At 55.7% G+C, this 17,216-nt stretch carries 14 protein-coding genes and 1 pseudogene; 9 read left to right on the top strand and 6 right to left on the bottom strand.

The features are described from left to right. Window positions 1-54: 54 nt before the first annotated feature. Window positions 55-417 (bottom strand): hypothetical protein, encoded by a 363-nt coding sequence (locus tag PSQ90_RS16465; protein WP_282211333.1) that lies wholly within the window; start codon window positions 415-417, stop codon window positions 55-57. After that, window positions 414-4,193, bottom strand: a complete 3,780-nt coding sequence (metH, locus tag PSQ90_RS16460) for a methionine synthase (protein ID WP_282211332.1) — start codon at window positions 4,191-4,193, stop codon at window positions 414-416. Before metH ends, PSQ90_RS16465 begins: the two co-directional genes overlap by 4 nt. A gap of 250 nt (window positions 4,194-4,443) precedes the next feature. Between metH and PSQ90_RS16455 the strand changes: the two genes are divergently transcribed. The 7 genes from PSQ90_RS16455 to PSQ90_RS16425 all read left to right on the top strand — a co-directional run bounded on the left by PSQ90_RS16455 (window position 4,444) and on the right by PSQ90_RS16425 (window position 11,617). Further along, window positions 4,444-5,490 (top strand): septal ring lytic transglycosylase RlpA family protein, encoded by a 1,047-nt coding sequence (locus PSQ90_RS16455; RefSeq protein WP_282211331.1) that lies wholly within the window; start codon window positions 4,444-4,446, stop codon window positions 5,488-5,490. Between the two features lie 76 nt (window positions 5,491-5,566). Beyond that, entirely contained in the window at window positions 5,567-6,718 is a 1,152-nt protein-coding gene (locus PSQ90_RS16450; RefSeq protein ID WP_282211330.1) for a D-alanyl-D-alanine carboxypeptidase family protein, read from the top strand. Between the two features lie 20 nt (window positions 6,719-6,738). Next, window positions 6,739-7,425, top strand: coding sequence for a dTMP kinase (tmk, locus tag PSQ90_RS16445; RefSeq protein WP_282211329.1), 687 nt, complete (start codon window positions 6,739-6,741; stop codon window positions 7,423-7,425). Further along, a complete protein-coding gene (locus tag PSQ90_RS16440) occupies window positions 7,422-8,444 on the top strand; it encodes an AAA family ATPase (RefSeq protein ID WP_282211328.1) in 1,023 nt (340 codons plus the stop codon). Before tmk ends, PSQ90_RS16440 begins: the two co-directional genes overlap by 4 nt. A gap of 2 nt (window positions 8,445-8,446) precedes the next feature. Continuing rightward, window positions 8,447-9,997 carry a methionine--tRNA ligase gene (gene metG, locus PSQ90_RS16435; RefSeq protein WP_282211327.1) on the top strand — a complete coding sequence of 517 codons (1,551 nt, stop codon included), beginning with the start codon at window positions 8,447-8,449 and terminating at the stop codon, window positions 9,995-9,997. 1 nt (window position 9,998) lies between these two features. Then, on the top strand, window positions 9,999-10,778 hold the full coding sequence (locus tag PSQ90_RS16430) for a TatD family hydrolase (RefSeq protein WP_282211326.1): 780 nt from the start codon (window positions 9,999-10,001) through the stop codon (window positions 10,776-10,778). Between the two features lie 2 nt (window positions 10,779-10,780). Continuing rightward, entirely contained in the window at window positions 10,781-11,617 is an 837-nt protein-coding gene (locus PSQ90_RS16425; RefSeq protein ID WP_282211325.1) for an MBL fold metallo-hydrolase, read from the top strand. Here PSQ90_RS16425 and PSQ90_RS16420 read toward each other — a convergent pair. Together PSQ90_RS16420 and epmA are read right to left on the bottom strand one after the other, a co-directional pair. Beyond that, window positions 11,614-12,669: a lysine-2,3-aminomutase-like protein gene (locus PSQ90_RS16420; RefSeq protein ID WP_282211324.1), complete on the bottom strand. Its 1,056-nt coding sequence runs from the start codon at window positions 12,667-12,669 to the stop codon at window positions 11,614-11,616. The two genes, PSQ90_RS16425 and PSQ90_RS16420, sit on opposite strands and share 4 nt — an antisense overlap. Next, window positions 12,666-13,685 (bottom strand): EF-P lysine aminoacylase EpmA, encoded by a 1,020-nt coding sequence (epmA, locus tag PSQ90_RS16415; protein WP_282211323.1) that lies wholly within the window; start codon window positions 13,683-13,685, stop codon window positions 12,666-12,668. Before epmA ends, PSQ90_RS16420 begins: the two co-directional genes overlap by 4 nt. A gap of 193 nt (window positions 13,686-13,878) precedes the next feature. Between epmA and efp the strand changes: the two genes are divergently transcribed. Together efp and mazG are read left to right on the top strand one after the other, a co-directional pair. Then, on the top strand, window positions 13,879-14,448 hold the full coding sequence (efp, locus tag PSQ90_RS16410) for an elongation factor P (RefSeq protein WP_282211322.1): 570 nt from the start codon (window positions 13,879-13,881) through the stop codon (window positions 14,446-14,448). A 208-nt stretch (window positions 14,449-14,656) separates the two neighbouring features. Then, entirely contained in the window at window positions 14,657-15,475 is an 819-nt protein-coding gene (gene mazG, locus PSQ90_RS16405) for a nucleoside triphosphate pyrophosphohydrolase (RefSeq protein WP_282211321.1), read from the top strand. Here the strand turns inward: mazG and hflX are convergent. After that, complete coding sequence (gene hflX / locus PSQ90_RS16400; protein WP_282211320.1) at window positions 15,472-16,848, bottom strand: GTPase HflX; 1,377 nt, start codon at window positions 16,846-16,848, stop codon at window positions 15,472-15,474. The genes mazG and hflX overlap by 4 nt on opposite strands. A 6-nt stretch (window positions 16,849-16,854) precedes the next feature. Continuing rightward, window positions 16,855-17,105, bottom strand: a pseudogene (gene hfq / locus PSQ90_RS16395) (RNA chaperone Hfq). Between the last annotated feature and the right edge of the window lie 111 nt (window positions 17,106-17,216).

Below are 17,216 nucleotides of genomic sequence, written 5' to 3'. Positions count from 1 at the left end.
CTCCCAACAAAATTTTGTGCACGATAAGTGAGGGAACTTGCAGAGGATAGACCCTTAGATGGCATCCACCAGATAGAATACCCGCGCCACAGTGTGATCGCGCATGGCGGTAGCGGGCAGGCGCCCCGCAATGGCATCCAATATCGGTTGAATTTCAACAAGAGCCGACGCATCCACGACCACATCGGCAACCGGAGCCCGCAGTCCCTGCCGTACTTCTTCAAGAACTTCAAACAGCCGGGCGCGAATATCAAGTCGCCCCGCGCATGCAATACAGCTTTCGCCTGCCGCATGACTATGGCCTGCTTCCGCAGTCACCCTGATGAATGCAGTCTCTGCCCCAATGTTGGCCAGTTGCCCCTTGCCCAAAACCCTGACCGGTATGGATCGGCCAACGCTACCATAGGGCTTGATCATTCAGCCGCCGCCACGCTGGCCCCCGGTATGTAGTTGAGCACCGGTCCAAGCCAGCGTTCAACGTCAGCAATTTCCATGCCCTTGCGCCGCGCATAATCTTCGACTTGATCATATTCGACCTTGGCGACACCAAAATAGAAGGAATCCGGGTGCGAAAGGTAAATCCCCGACACCGAAGATCCCGGCCACATGGCAAAACTTTCAGTCAGTTTGACGCCTGCCTGTTTCTCAGCATCCAGAAGTTTAAACAGGGTTGTCTTTTCAGTGTGGTCAGGTTGAGCCGGATAGCCCGGCGCCGGACGAATACCCTGGTAGCTCTCACCAACCAATTCCAGCGGGGTAAGTTTTTCATCCGCAGCATAACCCCAATATTCACGCCGCACGCGTTCATGCATCAACTCAGCAAATGCCTCCGCAAATCGGTCAGCTAGTGCCTTGGCCAGAATGGCAGAATAGTCGTCATTTGCCTGCTCAAATTTTTGCGCAATGGCCACTTCTTCGATCCCGGCAGTAACGGCAAAACCACCAACATAGTCGGCCTTGCCACTCTCCAGCGGCGCCACAAAATCGGCCAACGCCATATTGGGCTTGCCGCCGCGTTTGGACAATTGCTGGCGAAGCGTAAACATTGTGGCGCGCTCGTTTGAGCGCGTTTCGTCGGTAAACAGTCGGATGTCATCACCGACAGCATTGGCCGGCCAAAAGCCAATGACGCCGCGTGGCCTGTACCATTTTTCGTCTACGATCCGCTTGAGCATAGCCTGCGCATCGTCATAAAGCTGTCGCGCCGCCTTGCCCTGCTTTTCGTCATCAAGAATTGCCGGAAAACGCCCTTTGAGCTCCCAAGTCTGGAAAAAAGGCGTCCAGTCAAAATACTTAACCAACGTTTCCAAACTGAAGTCATTGTCATCGAAGGCACGCGTGCCGAAAAAACTGGGTTTTGGCGGCGTATAATTGACCCAATCCGCCTTGAATGCAGCTTCCCGCGCCTGGCTCAAGGGCAAACGTGTCTTGGCGGCCTCAGCCCGTGCATGCGCAGCGGCGGATTTTGCATATTCCGCCTGAATGTCAGCAATATAGCTGGCCCTTGTATCTGGCTGCAGCAAACTCGAAACAACATTCACGGCGCGGCTGGCATCGTTTACGTGAACAGCTTGCCCGCGTTGATACTTCGGATGAATTTTGACTGCCGTATGCACGCGGCTGGTCGTCGCGCCACCAATCAGCAGGGGAATATCAAATCCCTCGCGTTCCATTTCCGCCGCAACGTGCGCCATCTCATCCAGCGACGGTGTAATCAGGCCAGACAGCCCGATCGCGTCGACATTCTCGTCGCGCGCAGTCTGAAGAATTTTTGCAACCGGCACCATGACGCCGAGGTCGATGATCTCATAATTGTTGCAGGCCAAAACGACGCCAACGATATTCTTGCCAATATCGTGCACATCGCCCTTGACTGTCGCCATCAGGATCTTGCCCGCGCTCTGCCGCCCGGTGGCATTTCCATCAGCGTTCTTTTCGGCTTCCATATAGGGCAGCAACAGCGCTACGGCCTGTTTCATCACGCGCGCGGATTTGACCACCTGGGGCAGGAACATCTTGCCCGAACCGAACAGGTCACCCACCACACTCATGCCCGCCATCAGCGGGCCTTCGATCACATGCAGCGGTCGAGTGGCCTTCTGCCGCGCTTCCTCGGTATCGGCATCGATAAATTCGGTTATGCCGTTGACCAGCGAGTAGCTGATGCGTTCTTCAACCGTGCCTTCGCGCCAGCGCAAATCTTTGGCAGCCGCTTCCTTGCCTGCCGTGCCCCGATAGCGCTCGGCCAGTTCGAGCAGTCGATCAGTACCATCATCGCGTCGGTTGAGAATTACGTCTTCACAGGCATCCCGAAGTTCGGGATCGATCGTGTCATAGACCGCCAACTGCCCGGCATTGACGATGCCCATGTCCATGCCATTCTGAATGGCATAATAGAGGAACACAGCGTGCATCGCTTCGCGTACCGGCTCGTTGCCCCGGAACGAGAATGACAGGTTGGAAATGCCTCCCGAGATATGGACGTGAGGCAGATTCTCGGTGATTTGCTTGATCGCCTCGATAAAGGCCACACCATAACCATTGTGCTCTTCAATGCCGGTTGCAATGGCAAACACATTGGGGTCAAAGATAATGTCTTCAGGCGGAAAACCGACCTCCTCGGTCAATAGCTTGTAGGCCCGCGAGCAGATCTGGACCTTGCGCTCCAGCGTATCGGCTTGCCCATCTTCATCAAACGCCATGACGACGACGGCGGCACCGTAAGCCCGCACAAGGCGCGCTTGCTCAAGGAACTGCGCTTCGCCTTCCTTCATGGAAATCGAATTGACCAGCGCCTTTCCCTGCACGCATTTCAGCCCGGCCTCGATCACCTCCCACTTGGAGCTGTCGATCATCAGCGGCACGCGCGCAATATCGGGTTCGGCGGCGAGCAGATTGAGATAGTCAATCATCACCTGCTTGCTGTCGATCAGGCCTTCATCCATGTTGATATCGATGATCTGGGCGCCATTGGCCACCTGATCACGCGCCACGTCGAGCGCCGCGTTCAAATCGCCATTCTTGATCAGTTTGCGGAACCGTGCCGACCCGGTAACGTTGGTGCGCTCGCCCACATTGACGAACGGAATGTCCTTGGTCAGCGTGAATGGCTCGAGCCCCGCCAGACGCATTAGTCGCGGCACTTCCGGGATATCACGCGGCTTGTGTTTGCTCACCGCCGCCGCAATGGCCGCTATGTGATCCGGTGTCGAACCGCAACAGCCACCAACAATGTTGACATAGCCATCGCGTGCGAAGCCCTCGATTTGCTCGGCCATGAACTCAGGGCTCTCGTCATAGCCGCCAAATTCATTGGGTAGCCCGGCATTGGGATAGGCACAGATTAGCGTATCGGCAACTTCGCTCAATTCCGCCAGATGGGCCCGCATCGCGTTGGCTCCCAGGGCACAATTTAACCCGAAAGTTACCGGATTGGCGTGGCGCAGCGAATGCCAGAATGCTGTCGGCGTCTGTCCCGACAGGGTGCGTCCCGACAAATCGGTAATCGTTCCCGAAATCATGATCGGCAGACGCGATCCGCGTTCGGTAAAAATTCGTTCGGCTGCAAATATCCCCGCTTTGGTATTGAGCGTATCGGTGATCGTTTCAAACAGCAGCATGTCGGAGCCGCCATCGATCAATCCATTGATCGCCTCTGCATAGGCCTCAACAAGTTGGTCAAACGTGATGGATCGGTGACCCGGACTGTTAACATCTGTTGACATCGACGATGTCTTGGTCGTTGGTCCCAAGGCCCCCGCAATGAAACGCCTTTTGCCGTCTTCCAGTGTCGCACGCTCTGCCGCACGGCGTGCCACGCGTGCACCCTCAAAATTCAGCTCATAGATCAATTCTTCCATGCCGTAATCGGCTTGGGCAACCGAGGTACACGAGAACGTATTGGTCTCCAGAATGTCAGCCCCGGCCTTGGCATACTCATACTGAATATCCTCAATCGCCTGCGCCTGAGTGAGGATCAATAGGTCATTATTGCCGCGAACTGGTTGTTTCCAATCAGCAAATCGCTCACCTCGAAAATCCTCTTCTTCATAACCCAGCCGCTGGATCATGGTGCCCATGGCGCCGTCCAACACCAGAATACGTTCCCGCGCCGCCGCAATAAGGGCCGCACGCACCTCATCGCCATCTGGAAGAGAAAGGCTGGTAGCTTCGTTCGTCCGGGGAGAGCTCATGGCCGTCCAATCTGATTATTCGCCGTCGATGTTCTAGGCGCAGCAAGTCACATAAAGATATCTTTATGTCAATGAATCTTCAACCCCGGGCCATTCCAATCGTACGAGTGCTCGGCCAACTAAATGCGTCCGATTCCGTTAACACCTTGCTGCCCTTAACTTAACTTAAACCCAAATGACCGACCAAGGGAGCGGGGGCAGGGCGCATCGGCTATAGTGGGCCAATGCAAAGCAAATTGGGCGCAGGACTTTGACCATTTCGACATCCCCATGGACCAGTTCAATTCGTCTTTTTGCGCTGGCTGCCCTACTGGCACCAATGATAGCCGCTTGCGGCGGCAGCTTCGGCGCCACGGTAGAGCGCAGCGCGTTCACTTCCAAGGAATATGGTGTCACCTCCTCGCCACGCGTAACCCGAGACCCCAATCCGCCTAAGGGTGGCGGGCGCTATCAGGTCGGCAAACCCTATACAGTCCGCGGCAAGGTTTATGTGCCCAAGGAAGATCCCTACTACCGCGCCAATGGCACTGCCTCCTGGTACGGTGCCGACTTCCATGGCCGCCGCACGGCAAATGGCGAGATATTTTCGGCCAATGCCATAACCGGCGCCCACCCCACGCTGCCTTTGCCATCTTATGTCCGTGTCACCAATAGGGACAATGGCCGATCAGTAATCGTCCGCATCAATGATCGAGGCCCATATGTGGCCGGTCGCGTGGTGGATCTGTCCTATCGTGCCGCGTCCATGCTGGGTTACATCAACGCTGGTCACGCCGATGTTTCCGTCCAGTATGTCGGTCGCGCGCCCCTGGAAGGGGACGACACTCGCGTGCTGATGGCGAGTTATGAAGGTCCCGCAGATTACGATAAGGGCCCGACGCGCATGGCGTCGACAGGCAAGAGCCGCAGCCTGGTTGGCATGACGGGAGAGTTTTTCTCCGGACTGTTCTCTTACGCAGACACAACGCCTCAAGAAGCCAATTTAGCCATCGACAACGCCCATGCAGCGGCAACTGCCATGGCGATACGCTCGGATGCACTTAAGGATTGGGTTGCCAGCGTTGACGATGATGCCCGTGACATTAACTGGCAGATGGGGGTTTTTGTGAACCAGCAGAACGCCATTGCACTGTCAGAAAAATTTGCGGTGCTGGCAGCTGTGCGAGAAGATCAGGTCTCTGTAAATGGTCGGGCGGCAACCAGCTTGACGCTTACGCATCTAAAACCCGGCGTTGCGCGCGAAGATGTGCTGGCGTTAGCGCGGGAACTTGGCCTAAACGATATCATTCTATATTAGTATAAATGTCGGCCAGTTTGCGATACTTCGACGTGACGGTGTCGACCAATATTGAATGATGGGACGCTGAACAATTGTGAAGAGTTTTCTGCATTTCGCCATCGCCTTGTTTCTTCTCGTCGCAACAGCTCCGGCTTTTGCGCAGGTTGATTTCGATACCAAGGCAAAATTTGCAATCCTGATTGACGCCGAGTCGGGGACTGCGATCTACCAGAAGAACGCTGACGAGCCCATGGAACCGGCCAGCATGGCCAAATTGATGACTGTTGCAGTGGTTTTTAATGAACTTCACGCAGGTCGCATCAAACCTGACGACGAGTTCTTCATTTCCGAACACGCATGGCGGGCGGGCGGTGCTGCCTCAGGTGGGTCGACCATGTTTGCCAAGGTCAACTCCAAGGTCTCTGTGATGGACCTGCTGCGCTCGGTTATTATTCAGTCAGGCAACGATGCCGCCATTGCGCTCGCCGAAGGCATTGCCGGATCTGAAACAACCTTTGCCAATATGATGAATGAGCTCGCCGATGATATTGGCCTGACGGGCTCGCATTTCGTCAACCCGACTGGGCTGCCCGACCCAAAGCAATATGTAACTGCCCGCGATCTGGCCATGCTGGCGCGCTATCTCATTCGCCAATTCCCCGACGAATACTATCTGTTTGCCGAGGACTCATTTGAGTGGAACGGTATCAAACAATCCAACCGCAATACGCTGGTGGACATGGGAATAGGGGTCGACGGCCTCAAGACCGGTCATACCGAAGCAGCGGGTTACGGTTCTGTTGTATCCACTACCGAAGGCGGACGGCGCATTATCGGTGTTGTCCACGGCCTCACGTCGATGTCGGAACGTGCCGAGGAGGCCCGCAAGCTGATTACCTGGGGATCGCGGGCATTTGAGCGGGTGTCGGCTTTTCCCGCAGGAGCAGTCATTGCCTACGCTGATGTGTACGGAGGCGAGGAAGCAAGCGTTGGTCTGATAGGCAACGGAGAGTTGTCATTGTACCTACCGCGCGGCTCGCGCAAATGCTTGCAGGCCAACGTCGTTTATCGCGCCCCGCTACTACCGCCAGTTTCCCAGGGCGATCAGATTGCTGAGTTGCGCGTTTTCTGCGATGACCAGCTGGTGCAAACCGCACCACTTTACGCAGAAAGAGATGTGGCGGCCGGCGGCATAGTCCGAAAAGCCACTGATGCATTGCGCCAGCTGGCGTTGGGCTGGCTCTAGACACTGGACGGAAGTCAGAAATGTTTGAGGCGTCCCAGCAGCGGCGGGCCCGGTTTATTACCTTTGAGGGCGGCGAAGGCGTTGGCAAGTCCACGCAGGTAAAGCGGCTACTCGCAAGGCTCGAATCCCGCTCCATCACCGCTGTTCGTACACGCGAGCCGGGCGGCACGCCGCGTGCCGAGGCGATCCGCTCATTCATCCTGCAGGGCCGTTCCGAAAGCTGGGGAGCGGGAGCAGAAGCAATACTGTTTGCGGCCGCCCGGCTTGATCATGTCAAGGAGCTTGTTGAGCCCAGCCTGGCAGCTGGAAAGTGGGTAATTTCTGATCGATTTCACGATTCAACCCGCGCCTATCAAGGGTTGACCGGCGGCGTGGACGACACCCTGATTAGTGCGCTGGAAACCTTGGCGCTCGACGATCACACACCTGACATGACCGTCGTGCTGGACATGGACCCCGAAATCGCTTTCCAGCGCGTCGAACAACGTGCATTGGAGGATGGATTGGTATTAACAGGTGACCGTTTCGAAAAGGAAGACATCGCCTGGCATAAACGTCTTCGCGATGGCTTTCTCGAAATTGCCCGTGCCAATCCCGAACGCTGCGTGCTCATTTCTGCCGATCAAGAGGTCGATTCTCTGGAAGTTGCCATATGGAACGCGGTGCAGGCGCGGTTCCCCGAGCTGCATATCGAGCATGAAGCGTGAGTGATCCCGACGCACTTGAGGGGCTCCTGGTTCCAGAGCAACAAAGTTCGATATTCGGCCACCGCGCTGCCATCTCGGCCGTCGATCAGCAACTGGCTGATGGGCGTCTGCCGGGTGCCTTATTACTCCATGGGCCTCGGGGCGTAGGTAAAGCAACCCTGGCATTCCAGCTGTCACGCAGGATCCTTGCCGCCACTGGCGATGAGGATGCGCATAGGGTCGACGAACAGATCACCGCAGGCGGACACCCTAACATTCGGGTGCTGCGCCGGGCCCCAAAGGACAGCAAGAGCTTTTACACGGTTATTCGCGTCGATGAAATTCGTAATTTACGTTCGAAACTGCAGCAAACGCGGGGCCGAGCGGGTGCCCGGATCGCCATCATCGATCCGATTGACGACTGCAATCCAAGTGCCGCCAACGCCTTGCTGAAAACACTCGAGGAACCGCCACCGGACACGGTATTTTTCCTGATTTCTCATCGCCCGGGTCAACTTTTGCCTACCATAAAGTCGCGCTGTCAGAGTGTGGCCTTGCGCCCACTTAATGATGCCGACATGTCTGGCGCGCTGCTCGCACAACGCACCGATCTCGCAAAAGACGATCTAGCTTTGGCCATTGAACTAGGAGGCGGAAGGCCGCGTCGCGGATTTGAAACGTTAACTCTTTCGTCCGATTCAATGCTTGGCGCGCTGAGGTCATGGCTGACCGCACCTAGCGAAGCGCAAACACTCGCACATCTCAAACTGAGCGAGGCGTTGGCAGGAACAAACCAACGGACAGAATTGTCGTTTGCCCGTGAAATGATAATCGACTGGATTGCCTCTGAAGCCCGAACGGCAGCGACAATGTCCACGGGTCGGATGCGGCTTGCCTCGGCAAACGAGCTATGGGACAAGGCACATGCCCATTTCGCCGAAGCTGACAGCATAAATCTGGATATGAAACAGACGCTGATCACCATTTTCGACGCGATCCGCAAGCACGCCCGATCCACCGCTCCAGCGCCCTTTGAGTAAATATGACCACCAAGCCATTCTATGTGACCACTGCAATCGCCTATCCCAATGGTGCACCCCACATTGGCCACGCCTATGAGATGTTGACGACGGACGCAATTGCTCGATTCAAGCGGCTGGAAGGGCGCGATGTCTATTTCTTGACCGGGACCGATGAGCACGGCATCAAGATGGCGCAAACCGCAGACACATTGAACATCCCTGTGCAAGAATTGGCAAAACGCAATTCAGACCAGTTCCGGCAACTGGCGACAGCACTAAACCTGTCTAACGATGATTTTGTACGCACGACTGAGCCGCGCCACCATGCCGCCGCCCAGGAGATCTGGCGGCGAATGCTGGCAAAAGGCGACATCTATCAGGATTCCTACGAGGGATGGTACTCGGTCCGCGATGAAGCCTATTTCGATGAGGCTGAGCTTACATCGGGTCCAAATGGCAAGAAGTTTGCACCTTCCGGAGCGGAGGTGGAATGGGTAGTCGAGCCAAGCTATTTCTTCCGCCTCTCGGCCTATCAGCAGAAACTGATCGATCTTTTTGAGCAACATCCCGATTTCATCGCTCCGAAGGAACGTCGCAATGAAATCATGGCGTTTGTCAAAGGGGGACTGAAGGACCTTTCGATTTCTCGCACGACCTTCGATTGGGGCATTCCGGTCCCAGACGCGCCCGGTCACGTCATGTATGTCTGGGTCGACGCTCTGACCAACTACTTGACCGGTCTAGGATTTCCTGACGATCAGGACAATAGGTTCCGCAAATACTGGCCGGCCAATCTTCACGTGATTGGCAAGGATATCATTCGGTTCCATACCGTTTATTGGCCTGCATTCCTCCTGAGCGCCGGCATTGATGTCGCCCATCGCGTTTTCGCCCATGGCTTCCTGACGGTCGACGGACAGAAAATGAGCAAGTCACTCGGCAACGTTATTGATCCCTTTGCGCTGATTGAAGAATTTGGCGTCGATCCGGTTCGATATTTTTTCTGCCGTGAAGTATCATTCGGGCAGGATGGCGATTATGCGCGCGACAAACTAGTGACGCGCTCGAACGCCGATCTGGCCAACAATTTGGGCAATCTTGCCCAACGCTCGCTGTCGATGATCAATAAGAATTGCGAGGGCAGGGTGCCTGCCCGCGGAGAATTTTCAGCAGAAGACAAGGCCATATTTACCGCAGCAGATGCCGCCATTATTGGCTGCGCCAAAGCGATGGACGAACAGGCTCTCCACCAGGCAACCGCCGAGATCGTTTCGGCCCTGACAGCCGCCAACAATTATTTTGCCGGGCAGGAGCCGTGGGCACTCAAAAAAACTGACACCGACCGCATGGGAACAGTGCTCTACGTGACGGCCGAGGTAATTCGTCGTCTGGCCATTCCAATGCAGGCATTTACGCCGAATTCCGCTGGAAAAATTCTTGATACGCTGGCGGTTTCCAGCACCGAACGGCTGATTGCCCACGCTGGCGACGCAAACATGTTGCAGTCCGGCGCGTCGCTGCCAACGCCGCAGCCAATCTTTGCCCGCCTGGAACGAACCAAGGCCGAATAACATGTTGATCGACAGCCATTGCCACCTCGATTTCGATGCCCTCTCAGGCGACATCGGTGGTGTCATGCGTCGAGCCAGAGACGCCGGCGTCGATGGTATGGTGACCATATCCACACTTGTGGATAAGTTTTCCACATACGCCGGATTGGCAGAGACACACGACAACGTCTGGTTTTCTGTCGGCACGCATCCCCACAATGCCGACCAGGAACTTCATATCCATACTGAAGATTTGATCAAGCTTTCCAGCCATCCCAAGTGCGTTGCCATCGGCGAAGCGGGGCTGGACTACTTCTATGACAACGCGCCCCGCGAGGCCCAGGAGACCGGGCTCCGCCGACACATCGCCGCCGCACGTTCCACAGGTCTTCCACTGGTTATCCACAGTCGCAAGGCCGATGATGATATGGCGCGCATCCTGACCGAAGAAGCAGGGCAGGGCGAATTTCCGTTCGTTTTGCACTGTTTCACGGCCAGCCCGGCGCTGGCCCGAACCGGGCTCGCACTCGGGGGTTACATTTCATTTTCGGGCATCATAACCTTCAAAAATGCCGAAGAAATCCGCGAGGCGGCCGCGTTCGTGCCTGCGGATCGCTATCTCGTTGAAACAGACGCACCCTATCTTGCGCCAGTCCCGCATCGTGGTCAGTCCAACGAACCTGCATTCGTGCGTCATACTGCCGAAAAACTGGCCGACGTTCGCGGTGTCAGCCTTGAGCGGTTGGGACAGGAAACCACTGCAAATTTTGCCCGACTGTTCGCAAAGACCGGGCTGGCCTAACCGTGCCGGCGGCCCAAAAAATTTTCGCAACGATTCTGGGCTGTGGTTCGTCTGGCGGTGTTCCACGCGTCGGAAATGTCTGGGGCGACTGCGATCCCAAGGAGCCACGCAATCGCCGTCGTCGTTGTTCCCTTCTCATCGAAGGTTATAGCAAGGTCAGCCCTATACCGACCCGCGTTTTGATCGACACAGGTTGCGATTTGCGCGAACAGATGCTCGCCGCAGGCGCAGACAGGATCGACGCAGTACTCTATACGCATGAGCACGCCGACCATACCCATGGCATTGATGATCTCCGCGTGTTGGCTCTCCATATGCGTCGACGCGTTGATGTCTATTTCAATAAGATCACAGGCGAACGGCTACACGAGGCTTTTGGATATTGCTTCACAACGCCGCGCGGCAGTGATTATCCCGCCATACTCAATGGTCATGAAATTTCGGCCGGCGACACGACCACAATTGACGGCCCTGGCGGGGCCATAAGCATTCAATCTTTCGACCAAGTCCATGGCAGCACCCGGTCATTGGGATATCGCGTGGGTGGTCTTGCCTATTCCTGCGATTTGTCGGCTCTGCCACATCAGTCGTCGAGCGCCGTCAAAGACCTCGACATTTGGATTGTCGACGCGCTGCGCCACACACCACACCCAAGTCACTTAAGCCTGCCCGAAACGCTGGCGTTGGTTGAGCGCATTGCACCACGGCAAGCGATACTGACCAACATGCATGTCGATATGGACTACGCGAGCCTACAAAAATCCCTGCCGTCCGGCGTGGTGCCGGGATTTGACGGATTACGCGTCGATGTGAATTCAGGCCAGGTAGTCGCGGCCTAATCCGATTCATTGGGCGGATATTCATGATCCAGCCCCCGAAAATCGGTGACGACATGGCGTCCATCTGCGCTTGGACGGACGACAGGTCGCCCGACGGGCGCTTTCCCGTGCCCGCCTGGAATATCCAGAATGTAAGTTGGTTGGCAAAGTCCCGAAATCCGGCCCCGCAGGCCCGCAACTAGCGCTTGCCCCTCGGCAAGGCTTAATCTGAAATGAGCGGTACCCGGAGCTAGATCGGGGTGGTGCAGGTAATATGGACGAACGCGGTTGACGACGAAGGCCTGCATGAGTTCCGCCAGCGTCTCAACACTGTCGTTGATCCCCTTGAGAAGCACCGTTTGGCTCAGCAGCGTGACGCCCGCATTTACTAACAGTTTCAGTCCCGCGATGGCCTCCGACGTCAATTCTCGGGGATGATTGGCGTGGAGCGCCAAATAGGTAGTTTTGCCGCTAGCGAGTAGTGCTGCAACAAGTTCTGGGACAACCCGATCCGGTTCGGCAACTGGTACACGCGTGTGAACCCTGACAATTTTGACATGCGGCATCTGAGCGAGACGCTGCATCATCTCGCGTAAGCGACGGGGCGACAACACCAGAGGATCGCCACCAGTAAGAATGACCTCCCAAATTTCCTCATGCGCAGCGATATAGTTCAAGGCAGCGTCAAGCGCCTCGGGCGACAGCGTGCCGAGGCCTTGTGGGCCAACCATTTCCCGCCTGAAGCAAAAGCGACAATAGATAGGGCAAATATGCACCGCCTTGAGCAAAACGCGATCTGGATATCGATGCACAATACCTTCGACCGGGCTATGGCTTAGGTCGCCAATAGGATCTTCGCGCTCGAGTGGCGTTGTTGTCAGCTCATCAATGTGCGGAACAAACTGGCGGGCAATAGGATCATCGGGATCGGAATGATCAATGAGAGCTGCCATTGCGGGCGTAATCGCTACAGTATATCGCTGGGCAACTTGCTCTAGTGCAGATTGATCGCGCGATTGGGCTAGCCCTGCGTCTATCAGACCATCAATGGAGCGGATGGTTGGTTCAGTCATTGCCGCGCCTCCGCCACTGGCACCCAAATGACCTGTTCAATCCTTGGGGCGCCGGTCACTAACATGACAAGCCGGTCAAACCCCAGGGCAACCCCACTGGCCTCCGGCATTTCGGCCAGGGCCGACAAGAAATCCTCATCCAACGGGTAACGTTCGCCATAGAGATGCTGCTTATCATCCATTTCAGCAGAAAAGCGATGGCGCTGTTCCGTTGGGTCGGTCAACTCGCCAAATCCATTGGCCAATTCAACGCCGCACGCATAAACCTCAAACCGCTCAGCGACCCGACAATCGCCGGGCACTTTGCGCGCCAATGCAGCCTCAGCGGATGGATAACGATCCAAGATCGTAATCCGGCCATTTCCAAGTTGCGGTTCGACTTTCTCGGTCAGAATACGGCTGAAAAGGTAGGACCACGTGTAACCTTGCGGAACATCGATGCCGACCTGACGCATTTGTCCCGCCAGCGCAGATGCGTCCGTTTTACCCTCGCGATCCATGGTTTCAAGCAAATCAATATTAGCGTGTATCCGAAACGCATCCGTCACGCTTATATATTCCGGTTCAGCCAGCACATCGGCGCTGCGCCCGCGCCATTTAAGTTGGCGCTCGCCAACGGTATGTGCTGCCAGTCGGATCATGTTGACGCAGTCCGCAATCACCGCATCGTAAGGCTGTTCAGCCCGATACCACTCAAGCATTGTGAACTCGGGATGGTGGAGTGGCCCACGTTCGCGATTCCGCCAAACATGACAAAGGCTTGCAATTCGGCGCTCACCTGCCGCCAGCAACTTTTTCATACTGAATTCGGGCGAAGTATGCAGATAATAGGGCGAACTTTGCCCGTCGTTGCCAATCGCACTTGTCGCAAAGGCATGCAGATGAGCCTCGTTTCCGGGCGAAATTTGCAGCCCCGGCGGATCAATCATCAAAAAACAGTCGTTCATCAGATAGTCGCGAAGTGCCAGCTCAATCCTGTTGCGCGCCAAAAGAATCGGCCGCCGGTCGGCGTGCATCGACGGCGACCACCACGGTGAAACGTACAAATCTGGCGGAGTAGGGGGCAATAGTGGCGTCTTTCGTGCTCAGGACTCGCAGTTTCCGTCAAATTGCGGTATCGGGCGACACCGAACAAAATTCAGTGCGGCCGGGTCGGACGAGACTCCTGTCTGTTTAGGCTGCCGCACACGCCCTAACAAGGAAGAAATAATGGTCAAAGTCATCGCGTCTTCACTCCGCAAAGGCAGCATCGTTGAACAAGACGACAAACTTTACGTCGTACTCACAGCCGAAAATGTTCATCCGGGCAAGGGAAATTCGATCACTAACGTAAACATGCGCCGCATCAGTGACGGCGTGAAGGTTGTAGCGCGCTGGCGCACTACCGAAATGGTCGAACGCGCCAACGTCGATGATCGCACATACAATTTCCTGTATTCAGACGGCGAAGGGTATCATTTCATGAACCCTGAAAACTATGAGCAGGTTACGGCCTCCGTGGACGTCGTCGGCGATGATGCGATTTTCCTGCAGGACGGCATGCAGGTGACGTTGAGTCTTTACAACGACATTGCGATCTCGATGGAGTTGCCGCAGCGCATCACCCTCGAAATTGCCGACACCGAACCCGTTGTAAAAGGTCAGACTGCTTCTTCGTCGTTCAAACCTGCCGTGCTGGCCAACGGCGTCAAGACGACAGTTCCACCACATATCTCCATCGGCACGCGCGTCGTCATCCTCACGGAAGACCGCTCATACGTCGAACGCGCCAAGGACTGATCGACCCAAGATTACGCCGCATGCGAGGTCAGAAACAGCCTCGCATGCGGCAACTGAAACGGAAAAGTTCCAGACAACCGGACACCGAAAAGTTCCATAATATATATTATGCGAAAACAATATGGACACGAACGCAGCTATCTGTTGCCCCTGATTGCCCTAACCTGACTACTATGGCGCTCTGATTCTTGCTATGTGAGCCAAACCCATGCAGCCATCCCGCGACTTAACCCGTCTAGTTGAGATCATGAAGGCGCTGCGTGATCCCGAGAATGGCTGTCCGTGGGATCTGGTCCAGGACTTCTCCACCATCCGCCACTACACGATCGAAGAAGCCTATGAGGTCGCGGATGCTATTGAGCGGTCTAACTTTGACGACCTGCGGGAGGAATTGGGCGACCTGCTCTTGCAACCGATCTATCACGCCCAGATGGCTTCCGAACGCGGCCTGTTCGACATTGGCGATGTCATACTATCAATCACCGAAAAGCTGATTCGGCGTCACCCCCACGTGTTTGGCGATATCGACGCGCACGACGCCGATGGCGCCCAGCAACGTTGGGAAGCGATCAAGGCTGACGAGCGCGCGCGTAAAGCTGCCCGCACAGGCAACAGAACCCCTTCTGTACTTGACGATGTTCCTGCGACATTGCCGGCATTGGCGCGCGCGTCAAAATTGACAAAGCGAGCCGCTACGGTTGGTTTCGATTGGCCCGATGCCGAGTTGGTTGCCGAAAAGGTTCGAGAGGAACTCGAAGAAGTTGATGCCGCGCGTTCGCCCGTTGAACGCCACGAAGAAATTGGCGATCTACTTTTTGCAGTCACCAATCTGGCACGGAAGCATGGTGTTGACGCGGAAGCCGCCTTGCGAGACGCCAACACCAAGTTCAGCCGCCGATTCAATTACGTCGAACAGAGATGCCGCGACGACGCAATCCCTGTATCTGATGCGGGGTTGGCCCGGTTGGATACGTATTGGAACGAAATCAGGCACGCTGACAAGTGGACCGACACGCCGAAAACCTAACTTGAAACGGCTGCCAATCGACCGTTAAAACGTTCCAGAAATGCAGTGAGATGTCGCGGTTCAATGCGCACCACAAAGCTTGATCCATGTTCGTCTGGCTGATTTCGCGAAATGATCTCGGCGTGCGAGTGTAGCCAACCGATATCGGCTCCTGCCGCGTGCGGCACAACCACATGGTAGGTTCGGCTAAGGTGAGACAACGCTGTCTCAATCGCCAGCCGAAGTGTATCCAGACCCTCGCCCGTTTTGGCTGAAACCGGCACGGCCGCTGATACTTTGCTGACCGGCGATAAGACCTCGACGGCGTCGTCGGTTTCGCGATCGCCCCGCTGCACGAGGTCCAGCTTGTTCCAGACTTCCACAAAGGGCACGGTTTCCGGCGAAACGCCGAGGTCTGCTAAAACCTTGAGTACGTCGCGGGCCTGCGCAGCATGATCCGGGTTTGCTACGTCCCGCACGTGCAGGACCACGTCGGCCTCGGTTACTTCTTCAAGGGTTGCCCTAAATGCAGCTACCAGATCCGTCGGCAAGTCCGCGACAAACCCAACCGTATCGCTCAACATGACCTCGCGGCCATGCGGCAGTTCAATTTTTCGGACAGTTGTATCGAGTGTTGCAAAAAGCAGGTCCTCGGCAAACACCCCTGCCCCAGTCAACCGATTGAATAAGCTTGATTTACCCGCATTTGTGTATCCAACCAAAGCGACAATCAAAAATGGTGTGTCGTCGCGCTGCCGACGCTGCTGCGCGCGGGTTTTCTTGACCTTTTCCAGCCTGTCTTCAAGTAGCACAATTCTGTCGGTGATCTGACGACGATCACTTTCGATTTGCGTTTCACCCGGCCCCCCCATGAAGCCATAGCCGCCGCTGCCACGCTGCCGTTCAAGGTGGGTCCAGGAGCGGACCAGACGGCTTTTTTGATAATTCAGATGCGCTAGTTCAACCTGCAACACACCTTCTCGCGTTGCGGCGCGTTCGCCAAAAATTTCGAGGATGAGGCCGGTGCGATCCAAGACCTTGGCACCAGTCTCCCGCTCCAGGTTGCGCTGTTGAATCGGCGTTAACGCGGCATCAACGAGCAACAAATCGACCTCTTCGGCCTTGATGCGCTCACGCAATGTGTCCACGTGCCCACCACCAAGAAACGTTGCTGGTTTGACTTCGCGGACCTTTATGGCTTCCGAAAAGGCTATGTCCAGATTGATGGCCTCGGCCAATCCTTCGAACTCGGCCTTGCGCGCTTCTAGCCCATGCTGTGAAATTGCCCCCCGAACATCGGGACAAACCAGACCGGCACGCGTTGGCATCTCGCGCCGATCAACGAATGGCTTTGGGCCGCCGCGTCGGCCTTTGCCGTCTTCGCTATCTTCCATTTATGATCAGTCGCTGTCTTGGTTCTGTTCTGGATCAAACAGTTGGATGGGAGCCCCCGGCATGATGGTCGAAATGGCGTGCTTGTAAACAAGCTGCGACTGAGCGTCCCGACGCAATAGCAGACAAAAATTGTCAAACCAGGTAATAACGCCTTGGAGTTTCACCCCGTTTACCAGAAAAATCGTCAGTGGCACTTTCTGCTTGCGGACATGATTTAAAAAGAATCCTGCAAATTCTGTTGTTTGTCGCTGGGCATTTTTGGCCTCTTTTTGCCTTTGCGTTTCTTTGTTCCCGCATGCCGCGCCACCGAGGGGGCGAGCATGAGGTATCGTTTTGTTGCTCCGTACTATCGCATACAAGCCATTTT

Origin of the sequence: Devosia rhodophyticola, assembly GCF_028816475.1 — a bacterium.
Classification (GTDB): domain Bacteria; phylum Pseudomonadota; class Alphaproteobacteria; order Rhizobiales; family Devosiaceae; genus Devosia; species Devosia rhodophyticola.
This window is presented reverse-complemented; position numbering and strand designations above follow the sequence as displayed.

Bases quoted from the DNA above. Each gene is read 5' to 3' on its own strand.
- epmA (WP_282211323.1), bottom strand. From the start codon at position 13,685: ATGCACGCCGACCGGCGGCCGATTCTTTTGGCGCGCAACAGGATTGAG.
- tmk (WP_282211329.1), top strand. From the start codon at position 6,739: ATGTTTGAGGCGTCCCAGCAGCGGCGGGCCCGGTTTATTACCTTTGAG.
- efp (WP_282211322.1), top strand. From the start codon at position 13,879: ATGGTCAAAGTCATCGCGTCTTCACTCCGCAAAGGCAGCATCGTTGAA.
- PSQ90_RS16465 (WP_282211333.1), bottom strand. From the start codon at position 417: ATGATCAAGCCCTATGGTAGCGTTGGCCGATCCATACCGGTCAGGGTT.
- PSQ90_RS16420 (WP_282211324.1), bottom strand. From the start codon at position 12,669: ATGACTGAACCAACCATCCGCTCCATTGATGGTCTGATAGACGCAGGG.
- PSQ90_RS16430 (WP_282211326.1), top strand. From the start codon at position 9,999: ATGTTGATCGACAGCCATTGCCACCTCGATTTCGATGCCCTCTCAGGC.
- mazG (WP_282211321.1), top strand. From the start codon at position 14,657: ATGCAGCCATCCCGCGACTTAACCCGTCTAGTTGAGATCATGAAGGCG.
- metH (WP_282211332.1), bottom strand. From the start codon at position 4,193: ATGAGCTCTCCCCGGACGAACGAAGCTACCAGCCTTTCTCTTCCAGAT.
- hflX (WP_282211320.1), bottom strand. From the start codon at position 16,848: ATGGAAGATAGCGAAGACGGCAAAGGCCGACGCGGCGGCCCAAAGCCA.
- metG (WP_282211327.1), top strand. From the start codon at position 8,447: ATGACCACCAAGCCATTCTATGTGACCACTGCAATCGCCTATCCCAAT.